The organism is Streptomyces sp. GDS52, assembly GCF_052246875.1.
In the GTDB taxonomy this organism is placed as follows: domain Bacteria; phylum Actinomycetota; class Actinomycetes; order Streptomycetales; family Streptomycetaceae; genus Streptomyces; species Streptomyces cathayae.
The window spans coordinates 5,612,342-5,637,435 of record NZ_CM125966.1; the positions used below are offsets into that span (position 1 = coordinate 5,612,342).

Annotated in this window: 27 protein-coding genes; 17 read left to right on the plus strand and 10 right to left on the minus strand. The window is 72.4% G+C overall.

Features of this window, described 5'->3' with window-relative positions; all coding sequences use genetic code 11:
* Positions 1 to 211: 211 nt before the first annotated feature.
* On the plus strand, positions 212 to 2,026 hold the full coding sequence (locus tag ACTWJ9_RS25565; RefSeq protein ID WP_279336613.1) for a lytic transglycosylase domain-containing protein: 1,815 nt from the start codon (positions 212 to 214) through the stop codon (positions 2,024 to 2,026).
* 8 nt (positions 2,027 to 2,034) lie between these two features.
* On the opposite strand, the gene hrpB is transcribed toward ACTWJ9_RS25565, so the two are convergent.
* The gene (hrpB, locus tag ACTWJ9_RS25570; RefSeq protein ID WP_279336614.1) at positions 2,035 to 4,614 is read right to left on the minus strand and encodes an ATP-dependent helicase HrpB; all 2,580 of its coding nucleotides are present in this window, start codon (positions 4,612 to 4,614) and stop codon (positions 2,035 to 2,037) included.
* 4 nt (positions 4,615 to 4,618) lie between these two features.
* Positions 4,619 to 5,440, minus strand: a complete 822-nt coding sequence (locus ACTWJ9_RS25575) for a class I SAM-dependent methyltransferase (protein ID WP_279336615.1) — start codon at positions 5,438 to 5,440, stop codon at positions 4,619 to 4,621.
* A 407-nt stretch (positions 5,441 to 5,847) separates the two neighbouring features.
* Between ACTWJ9_RS25575 and rpsA the strand changes: the two genes are divergently transcribed.
* The 4 genes from rpsA (at position 5,848) to ACTWJ9_RS25595 (ending at position 9,626) form a co-directional block, all read left to right on the plus strand.
* Positions 5,848 to 7,350 (plus strand): 30S ribosomal protein S1, encoded by a 1,503-nt coding sequence (gene rpsA / locus ACTWJ9_RS25580; protein WP_279336616.1) that lies wholly within the window; start codon positions 5,848 to 5,850, stop codon positions 7,348 to 7,350.
* A gap of 236 nt (positions 7,351 to 7,586) precedes the next feature.
* The gene (locus ACTWJ9_RS25585) at positions 7,587 to 8,525 is read left to right on the plus strand and encodes a PAC2 family protein (RefSeq protein WP_384200131.1); all 939 of its coding nucleotides are present in this window, start codon (positions 7,587 to 7,589) and stop codon (positions 8,523 to 8,525) included.
* A gap of 49 nt (positions 8,526 to 8,574) precedes the next feature.
* A complete protein-coding gene (gene coaE / locus ACTWJ9_RS25590; protein ID WP_279336618.1) occupies positions 8,575 to 9,195 on the plus strand; it encodes a dephospho-CoA kinase in 621 nt (206 codons plus the stop codon).
* A 50-nt stretch (positions 9,196 to 9,245) separates the two neighbouring features.
* The gene (locus tag ACTWJ9_RS25595) at positions 9,246 to 9,626 is read left to right on the plus strand and encodes a tetratricopeptide repeat protein (RefSeq protein WP_279336619.1); all 381 of its coding nucleotides are present in this window, start codon (positions 9,246 to 9,248) and stop codon (positions 9,624 to 9,626) included.
* A 33-nt stretch (positions 9,627 to 9,659) separates the two neighbouring features.
* On the opposite strand, the gene ACTWJ9_RS25600 is transcribed toward ACTWJ9_RS25595, so the two are convergent.
* Both ACTWJ9_RS25600 and ACTWJ9_RS25605 read right to left on the minus strand, forming a co-directional pair.
* The gene (locus ACTWJ9_RS25600; protein ID WP_279336620.1) at positions 9,660 to 9,923 is read right to left on the minus strand and encodes a DUF6343 family protein; all 264 of its coding nucleotides are present in this window, start codon (positions 9,921 to 9,923) and stop codon (positions 9,660 to 9,662) included.
* 231 nt (positions 9,924 to 10,154) lie between these two features.
* The gene (locus ACTWJ9_RS25605) at positions 10,155 to 10,622 is read right to left on the minus strand and encodes an RNA-binding S4 domain-containing protein (RefSeq protein WP_279336621.1); all 468 of its coding nucleotides are present in this window, start codon (positions 10,620 to 10,622) and stop codon (positions 10,155 to 10,157) included.
* 122 nt (positions 10,623 to 10,744) lie between these two features.
* On the opposite strand from ACTWJ9_RS25605, the gene ACTWJ9_RS25610 reads away from it, so the two are divergent.
* Together ACTWJ9_RS25610 and ACTWJ9_RS25615 are read left to right on the plus strand one after the other, a co-directional pair.
* The gene (locus ACTWJ9_RS25610; protein ID WP_279336622.1) at positions 10,745 to 11,398 is read left to right on the plus strand and encodes a winged helix-turn-helix domain-containing protein; all 654 of its coding nucleotides are present in this window, start codon (positions 10,745 to 10,747) and stop codon (positions 11,396 to 11,398) included.
* Entirely contained in the window at positions 11,395 to 12,720 is a 1,326-nt protein-coding gene (locus ACTWJ9_RS25615) for an MFS transporter (RefSeq protein ID WP_279336623.1), read from the plus strand. The genes ACTWJ9_RS25610 and ACTWJ9_RS25615 overlap by 4 nt, the downstream gene beginning before the upstream one ends.
* Before the next feature lie 79 nt (positions 12,721 to 12,799).
* Here the strand turns inward: ACTWJ9_RS25615 and ACTWJ9_RS25620 are convergent, their stop codons facing one another.
* Both ACTWJ9_RS25620 and ACTWJ9_RS25625 read right to left on the minus strand, forming a co-directional pair.
* Entirely contained in the window at positions 12,800 to 14,008 is a 1,209-nt protein-coding gene (locus tag ACTWJ9_RS25620) for an RNA-guided endonuclease InsQ/TnpB family protein (RefSeq protein ID WP_279336624.1), read from the minus strand.
* Entirely contained in the window at positions 14,005 to 14,166 is a 162-nt protein-coding gene (locus ACTWJ9_RS25625; RefSeq protein ID WP_279336625.1) for a toxin-antitoxin system HicB family antitoxin, read from the minus strand. The genes ACTWJ9_RS25620 and ACTWJ9_RS25625 overlap by 4 nt, the downstream gene beginning before the upstream one ends.
* Positions 14,167 to 14,292: 126 nt before the next feature.
* Here ACTWJ9_RS25625 and ACTWJ9_RS25630 point away from each other — a divergent pair, with 126 nt between their 5' ends.
* Positions 14,293 to 15,051: a uracil-DNA glycosylase gene (locus tag ACTWJ9_RS25630; RefSeq protein WP_279336626.1), complete on the plus strand. Its 759-nt coding sequence runs from the start codon at positions 14,293 to 14,295 to the stop codon at positions 15,049 to 15,051.
* A gap of 32 nt (positions 15,052 to 15,083) precedes the next feature.
* A complete protein-coding gene (gene pip / locus ACTWJ9_RS25635) occupies positions 15,084 to 16,049 on the plus strand; it encodes a prolyl aminopeptidase (RefSeq protein WP_443294817.1) in 966 nt (321 codons plus the stop codon).
* Between the two features lie 9 nt (positions 16,050 to 16,058).
* Here pip and ACTWJ9_RS25640 read toward each other — a convergent pair whose 3' ends face one another.
* Both ACTWJ9_RS25640 and ACTWJ9_RS25645 read right to left on the minus strand, forming a co-directional pair.
* Entirely contained in the window at positions 16,059 to 16,532 is a 474-nt protein-coding gene (locus tag ACTWJ9_RS25640) for a GNAT family N-acetyltransferase (RefSeq protein ID WP_279336627.1), read from the minus strand.
* Positions 16,532 to 16,954 carry a RidA family protein gene (locus tag ACTWJ9_RS25645; RefSeq protein WP_387036269.1) on the minus strand — a complete coding sequence of 141 codons (423 nt, stop codon included), beginning with the start codon at positions 16,952 to 16,954 and terminating at the stop codon, positions 16,532 to 16,534. The genes ACTWJ9_RS25640 and ACTWJ9_RS25645 overlap by 1 nt, the downstream gene beginning before the upstream one ends.
* A gap of 150 nt (positions 16,955 to 17,104) precedes the next feature.
* On the opposite strand from ACTWJ9_RS25645, the gene ACTWJ9_RS25650 reads away from it, so the two are divergent.
* The 6 genes from ACTWJ9_RS25650 to ACTWJ9_RS25675 all read left to right on the plus strand — a co-directional run bounded on the left by ACTWJ9_RS25650 (position 17,105) and on the right by ACTWJ9_RS25675 (position 22,502).
* Positions 17,105 to 17,893 carry a nucleotidyltransferase family protein gene (locus ACTWJ9_RS25650; RefSeq protein ID WP_279336629.1) on the plus strand — a complete coding sequence of 263 codons (789 nt, stop codon included), beginning with the start codon at positions 17,105 to 17,107 and terminating at the stop codon, positions 17,891 to 17,893.
* 231 nt (positions 17,894 to 18,124) lie between these two features.
* Positions 18,125 to 18,964: a helix-turn-helix domain-containing protein gene (locus tag ACTWJ9_RS25655; RefSeq protein ID WP_279336630.1), complete on the plus strand. Its 840-nt coding sequence runs from the start codon at positions 18,125 to 18,127 to the stop codon at positions 18,962 to 18,964.
* Positions 18,961 to 19,173, plus strand: a complete 213-nt coding sequence (locus tag ACTWJ9_RS25660; RefSeq protein ID WP_279336631.1) for a DUF397 domain-containing protein — start codon at positions 18,961 to 18,963, stop codon at positions 19,171 to 19,173. Before ACTWJ9_RS25655 ends, ACTWJ9_RS25660 begins: the two co-directional genes overlap by 4 nt.
* 338 nt (positions 19,174 to 19,511) lie before the next feature.
* Positions 19,512 to 21,398: an FUSC family protein gene (locus tag ACTWJ9_RS25665; protein WP_443294818.1), complete on the plus strand. Its 1,887-nt coding sequence runs from the start codon at positions 19,512 to 19,514 to the stop codon at positions 21,396 to 21,398.
* Between the two features lie 144 nt (positions 21,399 to 21,542).
* Complete coding sequence (locus ACTWJ9_RS25670; RefSeq protein ID WP_279336633.1) at positions 21,543 to 22,232, plus strand: DUF899 domain-containing protein; 690 nt, start codon at positions 21,543 to 21,545, stop codon at positions 22,230 to 22,232.
* An 84-nt stretch (positions 22,233 to 22,316) separates the two neighbouring features.
* Positions 22,317 to 22,502, plus strand: coding sequence for a hypothetical protein (locus ACTWJ9_RS25675; protein ID WP_279336634.1), 186 nt, complete (start codon positions 22,317 to 22,319; stop codon positions 22,500 to 22,502).
* 10 nt (positions 22,503 to 22,512) lie between these two features.
* Here ACTWJ9_RS25675 and ACTWJ9_RS25680 read toward each other — a convergent pair whose 3' ends face one another.
* Both ACTWJ9_RS25680 and ACTWJ9_RS25685 read right to left on the minus strand, forming a co-directional pair.
* The gene (locus ACTWJ9_RS25680; protein WP_279336635.1) at positions 22,513 to 22,923 is read right to left on the minus strand and encodes a hypothetical protein; all 411 of its coding nucleotides are present in this window, start codon (positions 22,921 to 22,923) and stop codon (positions 22,513 to 22,515) included.
* Between the two features lie 14 nt (positions 22,924 to 22,937).
* Positions 22,938 to 23,693: an ATP-binding protein gene (locus ACTWJ9_RS25685; protein ID WP_443294819.1), complete on the minus strand. Its 756-nt coding sequence runs from the start codon at positions 23,691 to 23,693 to the stop codon at positions 22,938 to 22,940.
* A gap of 206 nt (positions 23,694 to 23,899) precedes the next feature.
* On the opposite strand from ACTWJ9_RS25685, the gene ACTWJ9_RS25690 reads away from it, so the two are divergent.
* Entirely contained in the window at positions 23,900 to 24,760 is an 861-nt protein-coding gene (locus ACTWJ9_RS25690) for a helix-turn-helix domain-containing protein (RefSeq protein ID WP_279336637.1), read from the plus strand.
* A gap of 30 nt (positions 24,761 to 24,790) precedes the next feature.
* Positions 24,791 to 25,072: a DUF397 domain-containing protein gene (locus tag ACTWJ9_RS25695; RefSeq protein ID WP_202278730.1), complete on the plus strand. Its 282-nt coding sequence runs from the start codon at positions 24,791 to 24,793 to the stop codon at positions 25,070 to 25,072.
* The last annotated feature ends 22 nt before the right edge of the window (positions 25,073 to 25,094 follow it).

Here is a 25,094-nt window from a genome sequence, read left to right on the forward strand (position 1 = left end):
GAGCGACACCGCAGTCCGTACCCGTGCGGGGACGAGTGTGGCCAACCGGCGAATACCGGGCATGAACGGGTGTGCGGGCAAAGGATGTTGCCGTAGGGTCGCGGGAGTCGCCGTGTCAGGTGCAACCGGCGGGCGGGCTGGATCGTCACAACCGGGCGGGCGTGACAGATGACGACGGATGCTCCGGCGTCCGCGGGGAGGGGTTCACTCTATGGCGGCGCATTTCGGCAGGAGGCTGCGCAAGGGAGCGGCAACCACCGCCGTGGCGGCGGCCGCGGTGGCGGCCCTGTCCGCGTCCCAGGCCCCGGGCGCGACGATCGGCGACCCGGGCGGGCGGGCCGCGCCGGACGCCACCTCGGCGCCCGGCGAAAGCACCGACGACCCCGGCGCGACCGGCAACTCGCCCTACTACACGGACCTTCCGCCGCTCAACAGCCCCAACCCCGCCCCGTCCGCGAGCACCGACCCGCTCACGCCGGGCGCTTCCGAGGCGGGCATACCCGCGACCGTCCTCGACGCCTACAAGAAGGCCGAGGCGGCGCTGCGCGAGTCCAAGCCCGGCTGCAACCTGCCCTGGCAACTGCTCGCCGCCATCGGCAAGGTGGAGTCCGGCCAGGCCCGCGGCGGGCGCGTCGACGCCGACGGCACCACCCTCTCCCCGATCATCGGCCCGCAGCTCGACGGCAACGGCTTCGCGCTCATCCGGGACACCGACAACGGCGAGTACGACGGCAACAGTGCCTACGACAACGCCGTCGGCCCCATGCAGTTCATCCCGTCCACCTGGAAATGGGCGGGCCGCGACGGCAACGGCGACGGCCGCAAGGACCCCAACAACATCTACGACGCCGCCCTGGCGGCCGGTCACTACCTGTGCCGCTTCGGCTGGGACCTGTCCGACCGGGCGGACCTCGACAAGGCGATCCTCAGCTACAACCCTTCGAGGGACTACCTGAACACCGTCCTGTCGTGGCTGGAGTACTACCGCAAGGGCACGCACGAGATCCCGGACGGCACCGGCACCCTGCCCGGCGACCGCAGCGACGACCGCACCACGAGTCCCTCCCCGTCATCGCCGTCATCCCCGTCATCGCCCTCTTCGCCGTCGGCGCCGTCTACGGCGCCGGGCACCACCCCGGCGGCCCCGGGCACGTCACCGAAGCCCAGCCCCAGCCCCGACACGCCGGGCGGCGGCAGCAGCAGCCCCGGCCCCAAGCCGCCGGCCTCCTCCCCGGGCACGCCGAGCACACCGCCGGGCACGACACAGCCCCCGACGGCACCGCCGCCCAGCAGGCCCCCCACGCCCACCGACACGGTGGACCACCTGGAGAACGCCGGCACGGGCAGGCTCACCGCGCGGGCGGGCGACGCGTTCACCGAGAGGATCCGCGCCCGCGCGGAGACGGGCGAAGGCAAGGCCGTCGCGAAGGTGCGGATCCGCTTCACCGTCCTCGGCGACACCGACACCACCTTCACCGGCGGCGAGAGCGTGGCCACCGTCGTCACCGACAGTGCCGGCGTCGCCGTGGCGCCCGCGCTCCGGGCGGGCGAGAAGACGGGCGACGTCACCGTCCGCGCCACCGTCGTCGGCCGCATCGTCCCGGGCCTCGACTACCGGGCCACCGTCACCGAGCGCACCGCCGACACCGTCGTGCGCACCGGTGACGAGGCACTGACCTGCACCCCGGGCGGCGAGTTCGCCCACCGGGTCGAGGTACGGGCCACCCACGACGGCGCCCCGGCCGGCAAGGTCGCGGCCACCGCCACGCTGATCACGTCGGCCGACGACCCGGCCGTCAACGACGAGGGCCCCTACTTCAAGGACGACGACGGCAAGGCCGTCCGCACCCTGAACGGCCTGGAGACGGACGAGGACGGTCTCCTGACGCTGCCGCAGCTCTACGCGGACGACACCACCGGCACCTTCCTGCTCCGTGTCACCACCGCGGGCGGCGCGACCCTCACGGTCGAACTGACGGTGGCCGCCGCCGGGACGGCGTCGCCCGGCCCCACCAGCGGCTCATAGGAGCAGGGTCACCGCCTGAGCCGTGCGTTGGTGTGCCGGGTCGGTTCGGCGGCAGCCGGGTCCTCGGGCCACGGATGCCGGGGGTAACGGCCGCGCAGTTCGGCCCGTACGCCCTTGTATCCGTCCTTCCAGAAGGAGGCGAGGTCGGAGGTGACGGCGGCGGGCCGCCCGGCCGGGGAGAGCAGATGCACCAGCAGGGGCACCCCGGCCACCCGCGGCGTCTCCTGGAGCCCGAACATCTCCTGGAGTTTCACCGCGAGCACCGGCTGCCCGGCGTCGGAGTAGTCGATCCGGATCGCGGACCCACTGGGGACGGTGATCCGTTCGGGGGCCAGTTCGTCCAGCCGGGCGGCCTGCCCGGACGCCCACGGCAGCAGCCGGCCGAGGGCCTGGCCGGCGTCGATCCGCGCCAGGTCGGCCCGGCGCCGGGCGCGGCTCAGCTCGGGCTCCAGCCACTCCGCCACGCGCGCGTGGAGCGCGTCGTCGGACACAGCGGGCCAGGGGTCGCCGAGCCGGCCGTGCAGAAAGGCCAGCCGCTGCCGCAGCACGGATGCTCCCGCCGGCCACCGCAGCAGCCCGAACCCCTCCCGCCGCAGCCCGTCCAGCAGTGCGGCCCGCACGAGGGCGGGCTCCGCGTCGGCGCGGGGCCGTACCGCCAGCTCCACCGCCCCCAGCCGCTCGACCCGGCGGGCGACGACATCGCCGTCGGCCCAGTGCACCTCCTCGCGCGTCTCCAGCAGGGGCCCGGCCGCCCACCGCGCGGTCTCCTCGTCGACGACCGCGCCGAGCCGCACGCGCGCGTGCCCCCGCCCCACCGGCCGGTCGGCGGCGGCGACCGCGATCCAGGGAGCCCCCCGCAGCCCGGTGCCCCCGCCGGCCTCGGCCCGCGTCCCGGACACCATCAGATACGAACCGCCCTGCGCGCAGGCGATCCACTCGGGAAAGGCGAGCGCGGCCACCAGCCCGACCCGGGCACCCTCCCCGCCCTCCCGGCTGTCCCCGCCCACCGCGCCCGTCGGCGCGGGTGGCGCGGGAGGCGCGGCGTGGACGGCTTCCGGGGAGACCTCCGAGGAGACCTCCGAGACGAGCGACCGCAGCCGGCGCGCCTCCGTCCGCCACCGCTGCGCATAGGCGTCGTCCCCGCGCCGCACGGCACGCAGGGCATCGGCGAGATCGTCCCCGTAGCCGCGCGGTGCCTCCTCGCCGATCAGCGCGACCACTTCGGCGGCGAGCGCGCGGCCCACGGCCGGTGCCGCGTCCAGCAGCGCCCGCCCCAGCCGGGGATGCAGGCCCAGCCGGGCCAGCCGCGTGCCCCGTTCCGTGGCCCGCCCGTCGGCGCCGACGGCCCCGATCGCCGTCAGGACGGCCCCGGCCGCCGCCATCGCCCCGCGCGGGGGCGGATCGAGCAGCGCGAGCCCGGAGGCGTCCGGATCGCCCCAGCAGGCCGCCTGCAGCGCGAACGCCGTCAGATCGGCCACCTCGATCTCGGGGGCGGGGAACCGGGGCAGCCGCGCGTCCTCGGCCTCCGCCCAGCACCGGTACACCGTGCCCGGTGCCTCACGTCCGGCCCGCCCCGCCCGCTGCCTGCCCGCCGCCTGCGAGGCCCGTACCGTCGTCAGCGCGCTCAGCCCGCGCGCGTGGTCGACGCGGGGCTCACGCGCGAGTCCCGCGTCCACGACCACCCGGACCCCCGGAACCGTCAGCGACGACTCCGCCACCGAGGTCGCCAGCACCACCCGGCGCCGCCGCCCGGGTGCCAGCACCGCGTCCTGCACCGCGGCCGGCGCCCGCCCGTGGACCTGGAGCACCTCGACCTCCCCGAGGCGTCCGGGTTGCCCCAGCTGCGCGGCGACCCGGGCGATCTCGCCCACGCCGGGCAGGAACACCAGGACGTCACCGTCCCGTTCGGCCAGCGCCCGCCGCACCACCGACGCCACATGCGTCAGCAGCGCCGGATCGACCCGCATGCCGTGCGGCGGCCGCACCGGCCGCGCGGGAGGGGCCCACACCACCTCCACCGGATGGGCCGTGCCGTGCGCCTCGACCACGGGCGCGTCGCCCAGCAGCCGCGCCCAGCCCGCCGCGTCGGTCGTCGCCGACGCGGCCACCAGGCGCAGCTCCGGCCGCAGGGTCTCGCGCACGTCCCACAGGAACGCCGCCGCCGTGTCCGCGTCCAGATGCCGCTCGTGGCACTCGTCGAGCACCACCGCGTCCACCCCGGTCAGTTCCTGGTCCCGCTGCAGCCGCTGCAGGAGCACGCCGGTCGTGACGACCTCCACGCGCGTGCGGCGCCCGGCCACCCGCTCCCCGCGCACCGTGAACCCCACGGACCCGCCGGCCTGCTCGCCCAGCAGCCAGGCCATCCGCCGGGCCGCCGCCCGCGCCGCGATCCGCCGGGGCTCGGCGACCACCACCCGCCGCGCGGGACCGCCACCGACCAGCCCGGCCAGCACCAGCGGCACGAGGGTCGTCTTGCCGGTGCCGGGCGGTGCGACGAGAACGGCGGTGCCGTGCGTCTCCAGGGCGTCGGTCAGCGCGGGAAGGGCCTCGCGCACCGGGAGGGCGTCGAGCGCGTCGTGACGGACCACGCACTCAGTCCCGTACGCACACGAAGATCGCCGTGCCCGGGATCAGCCGGCCGCGCAGCGGGGACCAGCCGCCCCACTCGGAGGTGTTCCACTCCGGCCACCGGGGCTCCACCAGGTCCACCAGACGAAAGCCCGAGGCGGTGATGTCGCGGACGCGGTCGCCCAGCGTCCTGTGGTGCTCGACGTACACCGCGCGGCCCTGCTCGTCCTGTTCGACGTAGGGCGTGCGGTCGAAGTAGGAACCGGAGACGCTCAGCCCCTCCGGGCCGGGCTCGTCCGGGAACGCCCAGCGGATCGGATGCGTGACGGAGAAGACGAACCGGCCCCCGGGCCGCAGCACCCGGCGCACCTCGCGCAGCACCAGCCGCGGGTCGGCGACGAAGGGCAGCGCCCCGTACGCCGAGCAGGCCAGGTCGAAGGAGCCGTCCGCGAACGGCAGGGCGCCCGCGTCGGCGCACACCAGCGGGAACGGGCCCCCGATGCGCAGCGCGTGCTGCAACTGCCGGTGCGAGATGTCCAGGGCCACCGGGCGCGCGCCCTGCGCGGCCAGCCAGCGTGAGCACTGGGCCGCGCCGGCGCCGAGCTCCAGGACGTCGCGGTCCTTCAGGTCCTCCGGCGGGCCGAGCAGCTCGGCCTCCACCTCGTCCAGCCCCTCGGGGCACCACACGAAGCGGTCGTCGCCGAGGAACGTGCCGTGCTCGGTCTGGTACTCGTCCGCGTTGCGGTCCCACCAGCCCCGGTTGGCGCGGGAGCTCTCGGTGACGTCGGCGTTCCGTCGGGTCGCCTCGGGTTCGGACGCTTCGGGCTCTTGGATGATCGGCTCCATCGTCGTACTCTTCCGTCAAGTTGCCCCGGCTGTCGCCACAGGGGGCGCGCGAGGGGTCCTGCCTGGCGCGGGTCTTGTGTGGCCTCGAGGCGGCGTCTGACGTGCGGCGCTACCCCCAGAAGGGGGAATTGTGCCGGTTATGCGGCGATCCGCCCCGGGTGGGGGGCTTCGCGCATTGACCCTGCCCGGCTGCCCCCGTATGCTACAAGTTGCGCTGCGAGCCTGCGCACCTCAGACGTAGCAGGCTGCGCTCGCATCTGTTGTATGTCCCCTCGGTTCTCGAGGCGCCACCGGGATGCCCGGTGTTCGGAACGGCGCTTCTTTTGCTGTCCGGCTTCTGCAGAGCGAAACAGGCTCCGGCGTAGCAGTACCTACGACTCACTGTCCGTACCGGAGCCCTTTCCCACATGACGAGCAGCACCGAGACCACCGCCACCACCCCGCAGGTTGCGGTCAACGACATCGGTAACGAGGAAGCCTTCCTCGCCGCGATCGACGAGACGATCAAGTACTTCAACGACGGCGACATCGTCGACGGCGTCATCGTGAAGGTCGACCGGGACGAGGTCCTGCTCGACATCGGTTACAAGACCGAAGGTGTCATCCCGAGCCGCGAACTCTCGATCAAGCACGACGTCGACCCCAACGAGGTCGTCGCCGTCGGTGACGAGATCGAAGCCCTTGTTCTCCAGAAGGAGGACAAGGAAGGCCGCCTGATCCTCTCGAAGAAGCGCGCCCAGTACGAGCGTGCTTGGGGCACCATCGAGAAGATCAAGGAAGAGGACGGCATCGTCACCGGTACCGTCATCGAGGTCGTCAAGGGTGGTCTCATCCTCGACATCGGCCTCCGCGGCTTCCTCCCGGCCTCCCTGGTCGAGATGCGCCGCGTCCGCGACCTCCAGCCCTATGTGGGCAAGGAGCTCGAGGCGAAGATCATCGAGCTGGACAAGAACCGCAACAACGTGGTCCTGTCCCGCCGTGCCTGGCTGGAGCAGACCCAGTCCGAGGTCCGCCAGACGTTCCTCACCACCCTCCAGAAGGGTCAGGTCCGTTCCGGCGTCGTCTCCTCGATCGTCAACTTCGGTGCCTTCGTGGACCTGGGTGGCGTCGACGGCCTGGTGCACGTCTCCGAGCTGTCCTGGAAGCACATCGACCACCCCTCCGAGGTCGTCGAGGTCGGTCAGGAAGTCACCGTCGAGGTGCTCGACGTCGACATGGACCGCGAGCGTGTCTCCCTGTCGCTGAAGGCGACCCAGGAAGACCCGTGGCAGCAGTTCGCCCGCACCCACCAGATCGGCCAGGTCGTGCCCGGCAAGGTCACGAAGCTGGTTCCGTTCGGTGCGTTCGTCCGCGTGGACGAGGGCATCGAGGGTCTGGTCCACATCTCCGAGCTGGCCGAGCGCCACGTGGAGATCCCGGAGCAGGTCGTCCAGGTCAACGACGAGATCTTCGTCAAGGTCATCGACATCGACCTCGAGCGCCGTCGCATCAGCCTCTCGCTGAAGCAGGCCAACGAGGCCTTCGGTGCCGACCCGACGGCGGTCGAGTTCGACCCGACCCTGTACGGCATGGCCGCGTCCTACGACGACCAGGGCAACTACATCTACCCCGAGGGCTTCGACCCCGAGACCAACGACTGGCTCGAGGGCTACGAGACCCAGCGCGAGGCGTGGGAGACCCAGTACGCCGAGGCGCAGTCCCGCTTCGAGCAGCACCAGGCGCAGGTCATCAAGTCCCGCGAGGCGGACGAGAAGGCCGCTGCCGAGGGTGTCGACACCGCGGGTGCGGCTCCGGCCGCGTCCGGTGGTGGCGGCTCGTACTCCTCCGAGGGCCCGGACAACTCCGGTGCGCTGGCCTCGGACGAGGCGCTGGCCGCGCTGCGCGAGAAGCTGGCCGGCGGCCAGAGCTGACCTCCGGTCGCTGAGTTCTAGCCGGTAACTGAGGGGCCGCACCTTTCGAGGTGCGGCCCCTCAGTGCTGCGCTGCGGGGGCGGGCGCCGTCCGCGGGCCGAGGGGGGATCGTCGCGTCCGCGCGGCGGAGCCGCGTGCCGACACGGCCCCGCGCGCCTCGGGGAGTTGTCCTCATCCGGGAATGCCGGTGCCGCGCGTCACGTTGTCCACTAGGAACACGAGGAGGAGCGGTCACGGTGCTTGATCCGCAGGGTTTGTACGCATGGGAGCCGAAGGGGCTGGCCGTCGTCGACATGGCGCTCGCCCAGGAATCGGCCGGACTTGTCATGCTCTACCACTTCGACGGGTACATCGACGCGGGCGAGACCGGCGACCAGATCGCCGAGCGGCTGCTCGACTCGCTGCCCCACCAGGCGGTCGCCCGGTTCGACCACGACCGGCTCATCGACTACCGGGCCCGGCGCCCGCTGCTGACCTTCACCCGCGACCGCTGGACCGACTACGAGGTGCCCGCCCTCGAGGTGCGGCTGGTCCAGGACGCCACCGGGGCGCCGTTCCTGCTGCTGTCCGGGCCCGAACCGGACGTCGAGTGGGAGAGGTTCGCCGCCGCGGTGCAGCAGATCGTGGAGCGGCTCGGCGTCCGCCTCTCGGTGAACTTCCACGGCATCCCGATGGGTGTCCCGCACACGCGGCCGGTGGGTATCACCCCGCACGGCAACCGCACCGACCTCGTCCCCGGCCACACCGGCCCCTTCGAGGAGGCGCAGGTGCCCGGCAGTGCCGAGGGCCTCGTCGAGTACCGGCTCATGCAGGCCGGACACGACGTGCTGGGCGTCGCCGCGCACGTGCCGCACTACATCGCCCGCTCCTCCTACCCGGACGCGGCGCTGACCGCCCTGGAGGCCATCACGGCCGCGACCGGCCTGGTCCTGCCGGGTGTGGCGCACTCCCTGCGCACCGACGCCCACCGTACGCAGACCGAGATCGACCGCCAGGTCCGGGAGGGCGACGAGGAGCTCACGGCCCTCATCCAGGGCCTTGAGCACCAGTACGACGCCGCCGCGGGCGCCGAGACCAGGGGCAACATGCTCGCCGAGCCGGTGGAGATCCCGTCGGCGGACGAGATCGGGCTCGAGTTCGAGCGGTTCCTCGCGGAGCGCGAGGGCGACAACTGAGACAGGGCCGCCACCGTCGCCGTCGGTGGCAGGCCCTAAGCTTCGGGTCATGCTGACGGTGGGCCTGACCGGCGGGATCGGAGCCGGCAAGAGCGAGGTGTCGCGGCTGCTCGTCGAGTGCGGGGCCGTACTGATCGACGCGGACCGCATCGCGCGCGAGGTCGTCGCGCCGGGGACACCCGGACTCGCGGCGGTCGTGGAGTCCTTCGGCGAGGGCGTACTCGCCGAGGACGGCAGCCTGGACCGGCCGGGACTGGGATCGATCGTCTTCGCCGACCCGGAGAAGCTCGCCGTCCTCAACTCGATCGTCCACCCCCTGGTGGGTGCCCGTTCCCGCGAGCTGGAGGAGGCCGCCGCCGAGGACGCCGTCGTCGTCCACGACGTGCCCCTGCTCACGGAGAACGGCCTCGCCTCCCGCTACGACCTCGTGATCGTGGTCGACGCGAGCGCCGAGACCCAGCTCGACCGTCTCACGGGCCGCCGCGGCATGAGCGAGCAGGACGCACGCGCGCGGATGGCGGCCCAGGCGACGCGCGAGCAGCGCCGGGAGATCGCGGACCTCGTCATCGACAACGACGTCCCCCTGGAGGAGCTGGCGCGGCGGGTGAAGGACGTGTGGGCCGAACTCGTCCGCAGGGAGCGGGCGGCCCGCCGGCCCGCGCGGGAATAGGTGCCCCCGCCCGGGGCGTTGAACCGGTTCGACGAGGGAAGGATGCGGCTGTGCCCGAGCTCAGTGGTTCGACCGGACGTACGCCGGAGACCCATGTCATCGACTTCCGTGCCGCCGAGCAGCTGCTCGCCTCGCGGGACCCGCGGGGCGCGGTGAAGCTGCTCGACGGGGTCATCGACGCGTACCCGGAGAACACCGCGGCGCGGTTGCTGCGCGCGCGTGCCTTCTTCGCGGCGGCCCAGCTGAGGCCGGCCGAACTCGAGTTCTCCATCGTCCTGGAGCGCGAGCCGGACAACGCCTTCGCGCACTTCGCGCTCGCCCGCACCTACCAGCGGCAGAGCCGCCCCGCTCCGGCCAGGCGCCACTTCCGGCTGGCCGCCGCGCTGGACCCGAACCCGGAGTACCTGAAGGCCGCGAGCTTCGACACCTGAGCGGGGCCGCCCGCACCGCCCCCGTTCACACGGTCACCACGGGCCCCTGGGCGGCTCGTACGGGGGGACGTCACGGCCCGGCTGGTAGTGCGGCCCCTGACGGAGGCGCCGGACGACCACGACCAGATCGATCGTGACGATCAGCCACAGCACCCCGCACAGGAGTGCCCAGCCCGGGTGGCCGGAGAGCATGAACGCCACCGTCCCGGCGATCGTCCACACCTCGCCCCACACGCTCAGCCAGAGCCGCGCGCGCAGCGCACTGCGTGCAGTCACCGGCTCACTGCCTGTACGCATCTCGTCACCACCACTCCCGACTTCACCGTACGCCAGGACGGCGAGGCACGGCCTCTCCACTCGTTCGAGTGAACCGGGGGAGGATTCGAGTGAACCGGGGGAGGAGGGGAACGGGCTTGCGGATCCGGTCCGTTGGACGGACATGGAGCCGAAAACGTGTGACGGACGTGAGGGGTGCGAGGGGACGGGCCCCGGGGCGATCACCCCGGACGGCTGCGCGGGCGGTCCCGCTCAGGGGCGCGGCGCCGTGCCGCCGGGGGCGCCGGGACCTCCCAGGCCTCGCAGGCGTTCCAGTTCGCGGCGATCGCGCTTGGTCGGGCGGCCCGCGCCGCGGTCCCGGACACCGGCGGGGGCGACGGCGTCGCGGGGCGGAGGCGGCGGGGAGTTGTCGATGTAGCACTGGACGGCCACCGGGGCGCCCACCCGCTTGCGGATCAGCCGCTTGACGACGACGACCCGCTCCCGGCCCTCGTGCCGCAGCCGCACCTCGTCACCGACGCGCAGGGAGTGCGCGGGCTTCACCCGCTCGCCGTTCACCCGCACATGGCCGCCCCGGCAGGCGGTGGAGGCGAGGGAGCGCGTCTTGAGCAGGCGCACGGACCAGATCCAGCTGTCGGTGCGGACGGTCTCGCCGGCCTGCGGTCCGGCAGCCTCGGCAGCGGCCACAGCGGCGGCGGTCTTCGGGTCCTCGGAAGCCATGCTCCCGACCTTAGCCGTCCGGGACGGCCGGGCGGGAAGTGATTTCGCCGGAGCCCGAGATTCCAAAGAAAGTTTTGCAAAAACTCTTTTTGAATGTTGAGGAATCGGCCTACGCTCGCCGCATGGTCAACGACGGGCAGAGGCGAGTACTGGACCCCGAGCGGGACACCGCCGCGCTGAAGGCGCTCACGCACCCGTTGCGGATCCGGCTGCTCGGGCTGCTGCGGCAGGACGGGCCAGCCACCGCCAGCGAACTGGCCGAGCGGACGGGGGAGTCGTCGGCGTCAGCCAGCTACCACCTGAGGGTGCTGGCGAAGTACGAGTTCATCGCCGAGGCCGAACACCGCGACGGACGGGAACGGCGCTGGCGGGCCGTGCACACTCTCACCTCCTGGAGTAACGAGGCGATGGAGTCCTCGGCGGCGGGCCGCGCCTACGTCGGCATGGCGCGGCGGCGGCAGATCGAGCACCTGGAGGTGTCCCTCGTCCGGCACGAGGCCGACCTCGCCGCCGGGCGACTGGGGCAGGAGTGGGTCGAGCCGTCCGGGATCGGCGACCTGATGCCCCGGCTCACCCCCGAGTCGCTCGCCGAACTGTGGGACGTCGTCGACGGCAAGCTGGCCGAACTCACCGCACGCGACGCCGACGACCCCCGCGCCGCACGGGTCGTGCTCGTCACCGCCGGGCTGCCCCTCGCACCCCTTGCCGATGCGCCCGCCGATCCGACTGTCTCAGCGTCCGCCGATGCGCCCGCCGACCCCGAGGGAACGTCGTGAGTGCCGAGTCGCCGGAGATCCGGACGGCCCGGCGCCGCTACGTCACCGTCTGCGCGCTGTTCTGGCTGCCCCCGGGCCTGACGATGGCCCCGCTGGTGCTGCTGTTCACCGAGCGGGGCATGGCCCTCGCCGCGATCGCGGGGTTCTACGCCGCTCACTCCCTCACCGTGGCCGCGTTGGAACTGCCCACCGGGGGACTCTCCGACGTCCTCGGGCGGCGCCCCGTCCTGGCCGTGGCGGGCGGGCTCAACGCGATCGCGCTGCTGATCCATGCCCTCGGCACCACCGTCTGGGCCCTCACCCTCGGCATGGCCCTGATGGGTACCGCCCGCGCACTGGCCAGCGGTCCGGCGGAAGCCTGGTACGTGGACATCGTCCAAGCGTCCGCCGGCCCCGACGCCGACCTGCGCACCGGCCTTGCGCGCGGCAGTTCCGCGACCTCCGCAGCGCTCGCCGCCGGCCTTCTGCTCGGCGGGGCCCTACCCTGGCTGCTGGGCCGGGGCCCCGACCTCGGCGCACGCCTGGCCGAGGCGACGTCCCGGGCGGTACTGCCCCTGTCCGTCCCCGTACTACTGGGTGCGGCGGTCGAGATCGTCTTCGCCTGCTACGTCCTGACCGCCCTGCGCGAGCCACCCCGGCCGCCAGCCACTGCGCGCTCGGTGCTGCGTGGCATCCCGGGCGCCGCCCTGGACGGAGTGCGCCTGGGCGGCAGGGATGCCCTGGTCCGCCGGATCCTGCTCAGCGCCGCCGCGGCGGGCAGCGCCCTGGCCGCGATCGAACTGCTCATGCCGGGGCGGGCCGTGACGCTGACCGGCGCCTCCGAGTCCGGAGCCATGCTGTTCGCCGTGCTCGCCTTCGGGGGGTTCGTCTGCGCGGGTGTCGGCAGCCACCTCGCACCCTTCACTGCCCGGGTCACCGGCAGCGGAGCGCGGGCGGTGCTGGCCGGCCTCGGCACGAGTGCGACGGGGCTAGCGCTGCTCGGTGTGACCGCCACCTTCTCCCATCCCCTCGCCACCGGCTTCGTCGTGGTCGGCTTCGGACTGGTCTACCTCGGGTTCGGCGTGGCGGGCCCGAACGAGAACGACCTGCTGCACCAGCGCGTCTCCAGTACCGGCCGGGCCACCGCGCTGTCCGTCCAGTCCCTCGCCCAGCAGTCGGTCGGCGCGCTCACCGGCGTGGCCGTGGGAGCCATGAGCCCCGGGCCGCTGCCCTGGCTGCTGACGGCGGCCATGCTGCTCGCGGGAACTCTCCTGTGGCTGCGCGAGCCCGACCGGCCCGCCGTGACGACGGCGGCGCGCAGCGCCACCCAGTCGGTGCCGTGAGCCCGCGGGCGGCGGTCCGTCCTACCGTGGAGCCGTGACTCCACCCACCGTTAAAGCGGCGGGCTTCCTGCGTCGGTGGCTATGCCGCCGTGCAGAGGGCCAGCCCGGCCCTGTCGAGTACGTTCGTGGCGCCGACATGGTCCGCGTTCGCGGTGAATCCGCACGCCGTGCACTGGAACAGTGCTTGGGTGACGCGGTTCTCCTTGGCACAGTGCCCACATTCGGGGCAGGTACGGGAGGTGTTGGTGGGGTCCACGGCGATGACGGTCCGACCGGCGCTTTCAGCCTTGCTGGCGAGGATCGCGAGGAACACCCCCCAACCCGCATCAAGGATCGATCGGTTGAGACCCGCCTTCGCGGCCCGCTGGTTCGGGAGGAACACACTGGGCTGTTCGGGGTCGGGCTTGGGTTTGGGGGCCTTGACCATTCCAGCGGTGTTCAGCCGCTCGTGGACGATGACGTCGTTGCCGTGGATGAGATCGTTTGCGATCTTGTGGGCGTGGTCGAGGCGCTGGCGGCGGATTTTCGCGTGGATCTTCGCCACCTTGCGGGCGGCGGCGCGGTGCTTCTTCGTGCGCTGCTTCGTTCGCTTCGGGAATGTCGCGAGGTGCCGCTGCGCTTGGGCCAGTTCGTCGGCCGCTGCTCCGAGGAAGCGAGGGTTGGGGACGTGTCCGCCGTCGCTGGTGGTGAGGAAGTGTGTGACGCCCATGTCGATCCCGACGACCGCGCCGGTGCTGGGAAGCAGTTCGGCGGGGACGTTGTCGCAGGCGAGTACGGCGTACCAGCGTTTGCCCTCACGTTTGACCGTGACGGTCTTGACCCGACCCTGCACCTCGCGGTGCTGGTGGACACGGATGTGCCCGACGCCTTGGATACGGAGACGGGTCTGCGCGTCCTTCGGCGTCGAGTTCCATCGGCAGCCGTCGCCGTCTTTCGGGAAGGTGACGGTGTCGAAGTGCCCGCCACCCTTGAAACGCGGGTATCCGGGCGTCCGGCCAGCCTTCACACGACGGAAGAACGCCTGGAAGGCCTTGTCCAGGCGACGCAGGGTGGCCTGCTGGGAGGAGAACGACCAACGCCCCTGACGCTCGGGGTCGAAGGCGCGGATCTCCTTGAGCTGCGCGGACTGCTGCCCGTACCCGATGTCTGTCTTCGACGAGTGCCGGTAGGCGTCCCGCCGTTCCTGGAGCGCGCCGTTGTACAGGGAGCAGTGGTCCCGCAGCATCTCGCCGAGCGCAGCTTCCTGCTTCTTCGTGGGACGCAGGAGGAATTTGTACGCGCGGATCACGCCTGGCGCCTCCGCTCCAGGCGCAAGGCGTCGGCCAGGAGGACACACGCAGCGGCATTGATCGAGATGCCCGCCCGGTGGGCGTACTCCTCGACCTGCCGCTTCAGCTCCGGGGGGACACGCAGGTTCAGCGACTCCCGGACATCTCCTCTAGCCACAACCAAAATGCTACCACTTTTGACGGAGGATCATGTTAGCGACCCGTCGCTGCGCCACTCCGTGGCCCGGCGAAGGATTCGATTCCCCCACCGGCTAAAGCCGGTGGTTCCCTCGAAAGGACACTGATGGACCCCAGCGGCCTGCCCGGCCCACCCGACACCCAAGACCTCCCGGGCCTTCTCGACCTCGACCGGCGCATCGCCGGCTGTCGCGCCTGCCCGCGGCTGGTGGACTGGCGGGAGGAGGTCGCCCGTACCAAGCGCGCCGCGTTCGCCGACTGCACGTACTGGGGCCGGCCGGTGCCGGGATTCGGGCCGCCGGACGCCCGGCTGCTGATCGTCGGACTGGCACCCGCCGCGCACGGCGGAAACCGCACCGGCCGGATGTTCACCGGGGACCGCTCCGGCGACGTGCTGTACGAGGCGCTGTACGACGTCGGACTCGCCTCGCAGCCGACCTCCACGCACGCCGGGGACGGCCTGGAACTGTACGGCGTACGCATCACCGCACCCGTGCACTGCGCCCCGCCCGCGAACAAGCCGACCCCCGGGGAACGGGACACCTGCCGGCCCTGGCTGGTCCAGGAACTGCATTTGCTGCGGCCGACGCTGCGGGCCGCGCTCGTCCTCGGCGCCTTCGGCTGGCAGGCCGCGTTGCCCGCGTTCACCGAGGCGGGCTGGACCGTGCCCCGCCCCCGCCCGGCCTTCGCCCACGGCACCCACGTCATGCTCCCCGCCCCGGACGGCGACGGCCTGCACCTGTACGGCTGCTTCCACGTGAGCCAGCGCAACACCTTCACCGGCAGACTCACCCCCGACATGCTCCGGGAGGTGCTGCACGCGGCAGCCGGGGCGGCGGGGCTGCCCACGCGGAAACAGAGATGAGTTCGCGCGGCACGGCCCGCTAGGGTGCCGCGATGGGCTTGTATCCGGAGATCGAACCGTACGACCACGGCATGCTCGACGTCGGCGACGGCAACCGCGTGTACTGGGAGACCTGCGGGAACCCGCACGGCAAGCCCGCGCTGGTGCTGCACGGCGGACCGGGAAGCGGTGCGAGCCCCACCCTCCGGCGCTACTTCGACCCGGCCGCGTACCGCATCGTGCTGCTCGACCAGCGCGGCGCCGGACGTTCGACCCCGCACGCCGCCGACCCCGCCACCGACATGAGCGTCAACACGACCGCACACCTCATGGCCGACCTGGAGCGGCTGCGCGCTCACCTGGGCGTCGAGCGGTGGCTGGTGTGGGGCGCGTCCTGGGGATCGGTCCTGGGACTGCGGTACGCACAGACGCACCCCGAGGTGGTGTCCGAGCTGGTGCTGACGGCAGTGGCCACCGGCTCGAACCCCGAAGTGGCCCTGCTGACCCGAGGACTGGGAAAAATCTTCCCGGAGGCCTTCGCCCGCTTCCTCGCCGAACTGCCCGCCGACGAGCGCGACGGCAACCCGGCCGCCGCCTACAGCAGGCTGCTGGAGTCCCCCGACCCGGAAGTGAGGGAACGGGCCGCACGGGCCTGGACCGACTGGGAGACGGCGACGATCCCCGCCCCGCCCGGCTCGGTCGCCCGGTTCGAGGACCCGGAGTTCCGCATGGGCTTCGCCCGCACCGTCACCCACTACTGGGGCCGTGACCACTTCCTGGGCGAGGGCAACGACGAGGGCGTGGTCCTCCGCGACGCGCACCTGCTGAAGGGCATCCCCGGCGCCCTGGTCCAGGGAAGCCTCGACTTCGGCAACCTCCTCGGCACCGTCTGGCGCCTCCACCGCGCCTGGCCGGACAGCGACCTGGTGATCGTGGACGAGGCCGGGCACGACGCCGGACCGACCGGGAACGACGCACTGGTGGCGGCGACCGACCGGTACGCACGCCCCCACGGCTGACGGTCCGCCCTACGGCCGCCACACGTACCGCACATCCGGCTCCCGCTCCTCGTTCCCGCCGCCGTCCGTCCACTCCACGGCCTCGAAGCCGTGCCGCTGGTAGAAGCGGTGCGCGGGCGCGTTGACCTGGAAGGTCCACAGGTAAAGGCCCCGCGGGCTGCGCTCCTTGGCCAGCGCGACGAAACGGTCACCGATTCCGCGCCCGTGCCACTCGAGGGCGAGGTACAACTGCGCCAGTTCCTCGCCCTCCAGCACCATCACCCCGACGACACCGCCACCACCCTCCGCTTCCGTCTCCGCCACCCATGTCTCGTGCAGCGGCACGAGGACGTGACGGAAGTAGCCGTACACCTCGTCGTCGGTCCGCGGCCGGACCACGCTCGGCAGCGCGGCGGCGAAGGACCGCAGCCAGACGCCGGCCGCGGCGTCGGCGTCTTCGGGTGAAACGGCTCGGCGCAGCACCATGGTCCGCTCGTCGGCCATCAGGAGACCGCCGCCGCCGTCGTGTCCGGGACGACGGCCGTCGCGGTGATCTCGACGAGCTGCCCGGGGTAGCCGAGGCAGGCCACACCGATCAGGGTCGACGAGTGGGGCCCGGCGCTCAGCCCGGACGCCTCCACCACGTCCCACACGGCGGAGAGCACCGCGGGCTCGGCACTCACCGCATACACGTCCGTGGCGACGACATGCTCCAAGCCGCTGCCCACCGCTCGCAGCTGCTTCTCGAGGTTGGCGATCACCTGCCGGGCCTGCCGCACCGGATCCCCTTCGCCGACCAGTTTCCCGTCCGCGTCCAGCGGAACGGACCCGGCGAGGAACGCCAGCCTGGTGCCCGCCTCCACGACGGAGACGTGGGAGTAGGCGGGCGGGGGGAACAACGTGGGGACGGTGACGCGCCGGATCACGTGGACTCCGATCTCAGAAGGGCGGACAACTCCTCGATCCTGTGCGCCCCGGCGCACCACCGCATCCAATTTTCGGTCGCCCCTCCTCGGCCACCCCCGTACCCTGCGTGTCGGCCACTCCGCGCACCGATGCCCGTCAGGAGCCCCGCAGTGCCCCCCTCTCTCCCCGAGCAGGCATTCCTCGACCGCACCGCCGACCGGCTCGCCGCCCTTCCCGGCGTCCGGGCAGTCACCCTCGGCGGATCACGTGCCCAGGGCACCGAACGGCCGGACAGTGACTGGGACTTGGCGGTCTACTACCGGGGAGCCTTCGACCCGGACGACCTGCGCGCGATCGGCTGGGAAGGCGAGGTCTCCGAGATCGGCGGCTGGGGTGGCGGCGTCTTCAACGGCGGCGCCTGGCTGACCGTCGACGGGCGCCGCGTCGACGTCCACTACCGCGACCTCGACGTCGTCAAGCACGAGCTGACCGAGGCGGAACACGGCCGTTTCCGCGTCGAGCCGCTGATGTTCCACCTCGCCGGCATCCCGACGTACCTGCTCGTCGCGGAGCTTGCGATCAACAGAACGTTGCGCGGCGACCTCCCCCGCCCCGCCGCCTACCCGCGGGCCCTGCGCGAGAGCGCCCCGCCCCGTTGGTACGGCATGGCCACCGCCATCCTCGCCTACGCCAAGGCCGGCCACGCACCCAAGGGCGCCCTCACCCAGGTCGCCGGGAGCATCGCCGTCGCCGCGACCCAGACCGCGCACGCGGTGATGGCGGCGCGCGGGGAGTGGGTCACCAACGAGAAGGGGCTGATCCACCGGGCGGGGCTGAGCGAAGCCGACGCCCTGCTGGAGTCGCTGACGGCAAGCCCGGACGATCTCGTGCACGCGGTCACGGCCGCCGAAACGCTGTTCTGTCGGGCCGTGGAGACAGCCCGGCGGCGATCCGGCTGAGTGTCAGCGGTGTCAGCCGGCGAGGCGCGCGCCGCGCGGGGGCGAGGTGAACTGCATCGCGAACGTGCGGGTCGGCCAAGCGTGACGCGCTGACCGGCGGTGGCTGTACGTGGCCGATGCGGGGCTTGTACGCGGGGTGAGCCGTGACGGGGCCGCTGCGGGGCGGGTTGGTTGCGTACGCGACGACGGTGCGGGGTGTTCGGCGGTGAGTATGTACGGGAGGTGCCGGGCGTGGAAGAACAGCGACAGCAGGTGGACGGCCAGGAGCAGGAGGCCAGCGCGGGCATCCTGCACGTCTTCGGACGGCAGTTGAAGCTGTGCAGGGAGCGGGCGGGGCTGGATCGGGCGGAGTTGGGGAGCAGGGCGGGGTACTCCGCGTCGACCATCGCCAGCTTCGAGCAGGGGAGGCGGATCCCGCCGCCCAAGTTCATCGACAACGCGGATGAACTGCTCGACGCGGGTGGGTTGTTGAAGGCGGGGAAGGAGGAGGTGGCTCGGGCGCAGTATCCGGCGTTCTTTCGGGATGCGGCGCGGTTGGAGGGCGAGGCGGTTGAGATTCACCTGTACGACACTCACCTGGTCAACGGGCTGCTGCAGACGGAGGAGTACGCGCGGGCGGTCTTCGCCATGTGGCAGCCGCTTCTGGACGAGGCGATCATCGAGCAGCGTGTCGCCGCACGACTGGCACGACAGGAGATCTTCACTCGGCGCCCCGCGCCACACCTCAGCTTCGTGATCGAGGAGACTGTCCTGCTCCGCCCGATTGGCGGCAAGGCTGCCTGGCGGGGCCAGTTGGAGCACCTGATGCTGATCGCGGAGAAGCGCAACGTGGTGATCCAGGTGATGCCGCTCTCTCGTCAGGAACACGCGGGACTGGCTGGACCGTTCACCTTGATGGAGACCAGGGATGAGCGGAGGATCGCCTACACGGAAGTGCAGGGTGACAGCCGTGTCCACACAGAGCGTCGGAAGGTACGAGGTCTTGAGCGCACATACGGGATCCTCCGCGCTCAGGCCCTCACTCCGACAGACTCGCTTGCGTTGATCGAGAAGCTGCTGGGAGAGAGATGAGCGGGGACAAGACCAGGCCTGACGTCGATGACTTGGCGTGGTTCAAGAGCAGTTACAGCGCTGGCGATGGTGGCCAGTGCGTTGAGGTAGCCGCCGGGAGCGGTGTCGTGCGCGTACGCGACTCGAAGGACGAGGCGAGTGCCCTGGTCAGCCTTACACCAGGTGCATGGGCGGAGTTCGTCGGATTCGCCGCCCGGCACACCGCGTAGAGCGAAGAACACCTCGGTGCCCCGTGACCGCTGACCTGAGGCATGGGGCACCGGCGTACCCACGAGGACTGCGACGGCGACCGGCGGCCGGCCGCGATCTCGGCAGCCGTAGCCCACGGGAGGGAGGAACGACCCCGGTCCCGCGGACATCCCGCGGAACAAGCGCGTCGCGGACCGTGTTCCTTCGAGAGCACCCTTTTCGCTCGCATTGGTCACATCCCGGAAACGAGACTGTCCCCTTCCCTCCGACCATCCCGTTTACGGTGGACATCGCGTCCCCAGCCCGGTCACCGTCGCCCGCGAGCCCGCCCCGCCCCCGACGAGACGACTGGAGCACCGTGTCCCGCACCACGCCCGCCGTACCCCTCTGGCTCGCCCACGCCCTGCGGGCCCAGCGCGGACCGGTCCCGTGGAGCGCGGTCACGCGGGGAGTACTGGGCGGCGGGCCCCTGCTGGTCGCCGCCCTCCTCGCCGGGCACCCCACCCTCGGCGTCGTCGCCGCCATCGGCGCCATGTTCGCCGGGATCAACGACCTGCCGGGCAGCCGACGCGCCTCCGTCAGCCGGATCGGAGTGCCCGCGCTCGCCGGGGCGGCCGGGCTCCTCGTCGGGACGTACGCGGGGGACCACCTCCCGGCCGTACCGCTGACCCTGGCCCTGACAGGGTGCGGGCTGGTCGCCGGCGCGGTCAGCGCGCTGAGTCCCACCGGCTCCGCCGCCGGGATCCAGTTGCTCGTCGGGGCCGCCGTCGGCGCCGGAATGCCCCTGCCCGAACCAGGAGGGCAGCGGGCGCTCGCCTTCCTCGCCGGAGCCGCGTGGCTGCTCCTGCTGCGGCTGGCGCTGCCCGCTTGGGGGTCCCTCGCGGGAGACTTCCGGTTCGACGGCGAGCGGCATGCCGTGGCCGGCGTGTACGAGGCCGTCGCCGCGCTGCTCGACGCCGCCGGCTCACCCGCCGCCACCGCGCGGCGTGCCGCACTCACCGCCGCCCTCGACCACGCGCAGGACGCGCTCGCCGGACCCCGGCTGCGGCGGTACGCCGGTTCCGCGGCCGAACGGCGACTGCACGCCCAGTACGCCGCCGCGCTGCCGCTGGCGGAGGCCGCGACCGCGCTGGCCTGGGCGGGGGAGGCCGTACCGGCTCGTGCGTCCGAAGGGCCCCGGCGGCTCGCCGTCGCCGTACGCGACGGTGAGCCCAGCGGGCCGCTGCCCGCACCCTCCCGGTCCGTCCCCGCGCTGCGCGCCCTCGACGACGCCCTCCTGCGCGCCGCCGTGGCCTTCGACCGGGCCGACGGCGGCGACCTGCACACGCGCCGCCGGTCCCGCGCCGCTCTCACCCGTACCCTCCTCGGCCCCCGGGGACAGGAGTACGGCCTGCGGGTCGCCCTCTGCTTCGGCGTGAGCGTCGCCGTCGCCCAGGCCCTGTACCACGCCCGCTGGGACGGGCAGCACACGTACTGGTACTGGCTGCCCGTCACCGCCGTCTTCCTCGTCAAGCCCGACCTCGGACCGCTCGCCTCGCGGGTGCTGAACCGGGCTGCCGGAACCGTGCTCGGGGCGCTCCTGTTCGCCGGGTCCGCCGCCGTGCTGCCCCGGCCGGAAGGACTCATCGCGCTGGTGGCGGTCAGCGGGGCGCTCATCCCGGTCGCCGCCCGGCACTTCGCCGCGCAGACCACCGTCATCACCGTGCTCGTGCTCGCCCTGGTGATGGTGGGCGGTGAACCGCAGGCCTCCGTGGCACGGATCGGCGAGACGCTGCTGGCCTGTGTCATCGTGCTCGTCGTCGGGCACCTGCCGATGCCCGTGCGGCGCGGCGGCGCCATCCGGGTCCGGCTCACGGAAGCGGGGGAGGCCGCGCACGCGTACCTCGCCCATGTGCTGGACGGGTCCGGCGACCGCGCGGCCCGCTGGGTCCTGCGCCGTGAGGCCTACCGCGCCCTCGCCGAGGCCCGCGGCGCCATCGCGCTCGCCTCCGCGGAGCTGCCCGCGCTCGCCCGGCACGCCGACGGCGCGGACGAGTTCGCCGCCCTCCTCGAACGGCTCGTCGACACCACCACCGCCTGCGCCGTCCACCTCGACGACACGGGACGGCTCGACACCCGTCACGCCGAGCAGCTCGCCGAACTCCGGGACGCCCTCGACCGGCGCCGCGAGCGTGTCGGGGTCCGGCTGCCGGAGCTGCCCGCCGCCGGGCGAGCCGATGACGGGGTGCGGTCCGTGCGGCCGTGAGCGGCCGGTGCCCCCGGAGCACCCGGTGCACCCGCGCTCGCACGACCGGTGCGAAAGATCTCGGGACCGGGCGGGCGGGTTCCGATGAGTTCCGGGGGCGTCGTCGGTCATCTCTTGCAACGGGACCGTTGTACAGGAGGAACCATGTCGCTTCCGGAGATCGTCTCGCGTGCCGACTGGCGCGCGGCGCGCGAGGGACTGCTGGTCAAGGAGAAGGTCGTCACCCGCGCGCGGGACGCGCTCAACGCCGAGCGGCGTCGGCTGCCGATGGTCGGGATCGACCGGGAGTACGTTTTCGAGGGTGGTGACGGGAAGGCCTCGCTGCTCGATCTCTTCGAGGGGCGGCGGCAGCTCGTCGTGTACCACTTCATGTTCGCGCCGGAGTGGGACGCCGGGTGCCGCAGCTGCTCCGCTTTCCTGGACCAGATCGGGCACCTCGCCCATCTGAAGGCCCGCGACACCGCCTTCGCGGCCGTCTCCCGGGCGCCGTACCGGAAGATCCTGCCGTTCAAGGCGCGGATGGGCTGGACGCTGCCCTGGTACTCCTCCTTCCCCGGCGACTTCGACGAGGATTTCGAGGTCACGCTCGAGCGTGCGGGAGAGCTGGTCGAACGGCCCGGTCTCAGCTGCTTCCTGCGGGACGGGGACCGGGTCTTCCACACCTACTCGACCTATGGGCGCGGCCTCGACGGGATCGGCTCGACCACCACCCTGCTGGACCTGACGGCACTCGGCCGGCAGGAGGAGTGGGAGGAGCCCAGGGGGCGGGCGTCGGCTTTCGGCGCCCCGGCGGGCAGCGAGCGGATCCGCTATCACGACGAGTACGACGATTAGGTCTCAGTAGTGTCACCGGGCGAGGCGTTCTACCTGCCGCCGGCGTTTGACTCCAGGAGTGCGACGCCGAACGGGAGGCAGCAGGTGAACGGGCGAACGGTGATCGAACGCTTTCCCGCGGGCGGGCCGCGGGGGTCCTGGCCGGCGGAGGAGTTCGCGCGGGAGCGGCGTCTGGAGGGTCTGCCCGCCGAGGTCGTCATGGACCTCGCGACCGACATGTTCCTGGTGGTGGTCCGCAGCGGCGACGGCGGCGCCCAGGCGGCCGGGTGAGGCCCGGTGCCTAGGCGGTGACCGGGCGGGACCAGCTCGGGGTGGTGTCCGTCAGGCGGCACACCGCCAGGTAGAGCGGTATCGGCGGGGTGTAGGGAAGCGTGCAGTCGGGGCGGTGGATCAGGTCGGGCAGGCGCGTGGCGTCCGGTACGAGGGCGCCGGTGTCGTAGCGCGCGGGGGCGGGCCACTCCAGGGCGTAGTCGGAATCGGACGGAACCAGCCACCACCAGTGCGCCTCGTCGGCGTACACGCACCCCACCCGGGGCAGCCGGGGCAGCACCAGTGGTCCGAAGCGGGCCGGTACCGCCACCGCGTCGCAGCCCATCGGCGCCGTCATCCCCTCGGGGACGGGCAGCCGCCGGGGCGGTACGGCCGGTGTGTGCCGTCCGCGCTGGAGGCGGACCAGCGTGTTCAGACTCATGGTGCGGGCACCTGTCACACCCGTCCTCCGTCGCGGCCGTGCCGGCGCGTGGGGACGTACCCGCGCTGATGTGTGTGCGGGGCCGCCGTCGACAGCGCGGCTGTCGCGGACCTCGGGGCCACGGCGGCGTGGTGCCGCTGCTGGGCCTCCTCGCCGTCCGGGCCGTCGTCCGATCCGCCGGCGGGGTCCGGCTTGGGCCGCTCGCCCCAGCCGAGGTCGTTGTGCGGCTCGTCGGGAGGGCGCGCCAGGTCCGTCCTGCGGGGCAGCTCGGCCCAGACCAGCAGCCCGGGACCGTGTTCGTGGGCACCCCAGGCGTGGCACACGGCGTCGACGAGGAGCAGGCCCCTGCCGTGCTCGTCCTCCGGCTGCTGCCGGGTGTTCGCCCGGGGCTGGTCGGGGCCGCAGCCCTCGTCCCGCACGGCTATGCGCACCAGGTCGTCGCCGTCGTGCAGCTCGCAGACTATGTGGCTGCTGGCCGTGTGCACGATGGCGTTGGTGACGAGCTCGGAGACGACCAGGGCCGCCGTGTCGCAGGTGTCCTCGCTGACCGCCCAGCCGGTCAGCCGGGCCCTCGTCAGGCGTCTGGCCTGCGCGGGGGAACCCGGATGAGCGGCCAGTTCGAAACGGAACCGGCGCCGGGCAGCAGCCCCTGCGGCGTCGGCGGCTCCCAGGGCGGGGCCGAGGCCGGAGGGGCTCACAGCGGTGTCTGTTCCTAAGGGCGCGGGCGGAATCACGCTTGCCACTATCGCCCCGCCGTGCACACTTGGCAAGCATCACTCTGAAAAATCCAGAGTGCTGTGTGACGGTCTGGACGGCCGTGGCACACTGCTCGCAACAGCATCCCGTGCGGCGCCAGTTGAGGCTTCCGGAGAAACGTTCGAACGAATGGGCGGATCTTCGAGGAGCTCTCGGATTGGCGCCGCCGGGCTGTCAGGAATCCTTTTCGTGGAGTGCATGGAGTTCGTGGAGGTGGAGCGTGAGTGAACCGCGGTCCGCGCCGACGGTCGGCCAGGTCGTCCTCGGCCGGCGCCTGCTGGATCTGCGGGAAAGCGCCGGCCTCAAGCGCGAGGAGGCCGCCCGCGTCCTTCGCGTCGCCCCCGCCACGATCCGCCGCATGGAGACGGCCGAGGTCGCGCTCAAGATCCCGTACCTCCAGCTGCTGCTGAAGGCATACGGCGTCTCCGACGAGGAGACCGAGGCCTTCGTCCAACTGGCCGAGGACGCCAACCGGCCCGGCTGGTGGCAGCGCTTCCACGAGATCCTGCCCGGCTGGTTCTCGATGTACGTCAGCCTGGAGGGCGCGGCCACCCTCATCCGCAGCTACGAGCCCCACTTCGTCCCCGGACTGCTGCAGACCGAGGACTACGCGCGTGCCGTACTGCGCTCGGGTGCCATCGGGCAGACCAGTCCCGAGGACATCGAGGGGCACGTCGCGCTGCGCATGCAACGGCAGGAACTGCTCACCCGTGACGACGCGCCTCGGCTGTGGGTCGTCATGGACGAGACGGCGTTGCGCCGCCCGGTCGGCGGCCCGGAGGTGATGCGTGCCCAGATCGACAGACTCCTCGACGCCACGAAGAGGCCCAACGTGACACTGCAGGTCGCCCCGTTCGCGGGCGGCCCGCACCCCGGCACGTACGGGCCGTTCGTGCTGTTCCGGTTCGGCATGCCCGAACTGCCGGACATGGTCTACAGCGAGTACCTGACCGGCGCCGTCTACCTGGACGCGCGTACCGAGGTGGCGACCCACCTCGAGGTCATGGACCGCATGGCGGCGCAGGCCGCCTCAGCACATCGCACGAAGGTGATCCTCCGGGATCTCCGCAAGGAGCTGTGAATGAACCACCTCACGTCCCTGTCCCTGTCCATGGCACTGGGCTCCTCCCTCCCGCTGCCCCGGCCGCGGGTCCGCACCGAGCGGATCTACAACGGCATGCCCGCACGGGAGCTGGGCAGCGAGGGCTGGCACAAGCCGTGGAGCGGCGGCAACGGCGGCAACTGCCTGGAGGCGATGAAGCTCGACGACGGCCGGATCGCCGTACGGCAGTCCACCGACCCGGACGGACCGGCGCTCATCTACACCTCGGCCGAGATGACGGCCTTCATCGAGGGAGCCAAAGCGGGAGAGGCGGATTTCCTGCTGTCCTGACGCTTGCCGACCGTTCTACCGT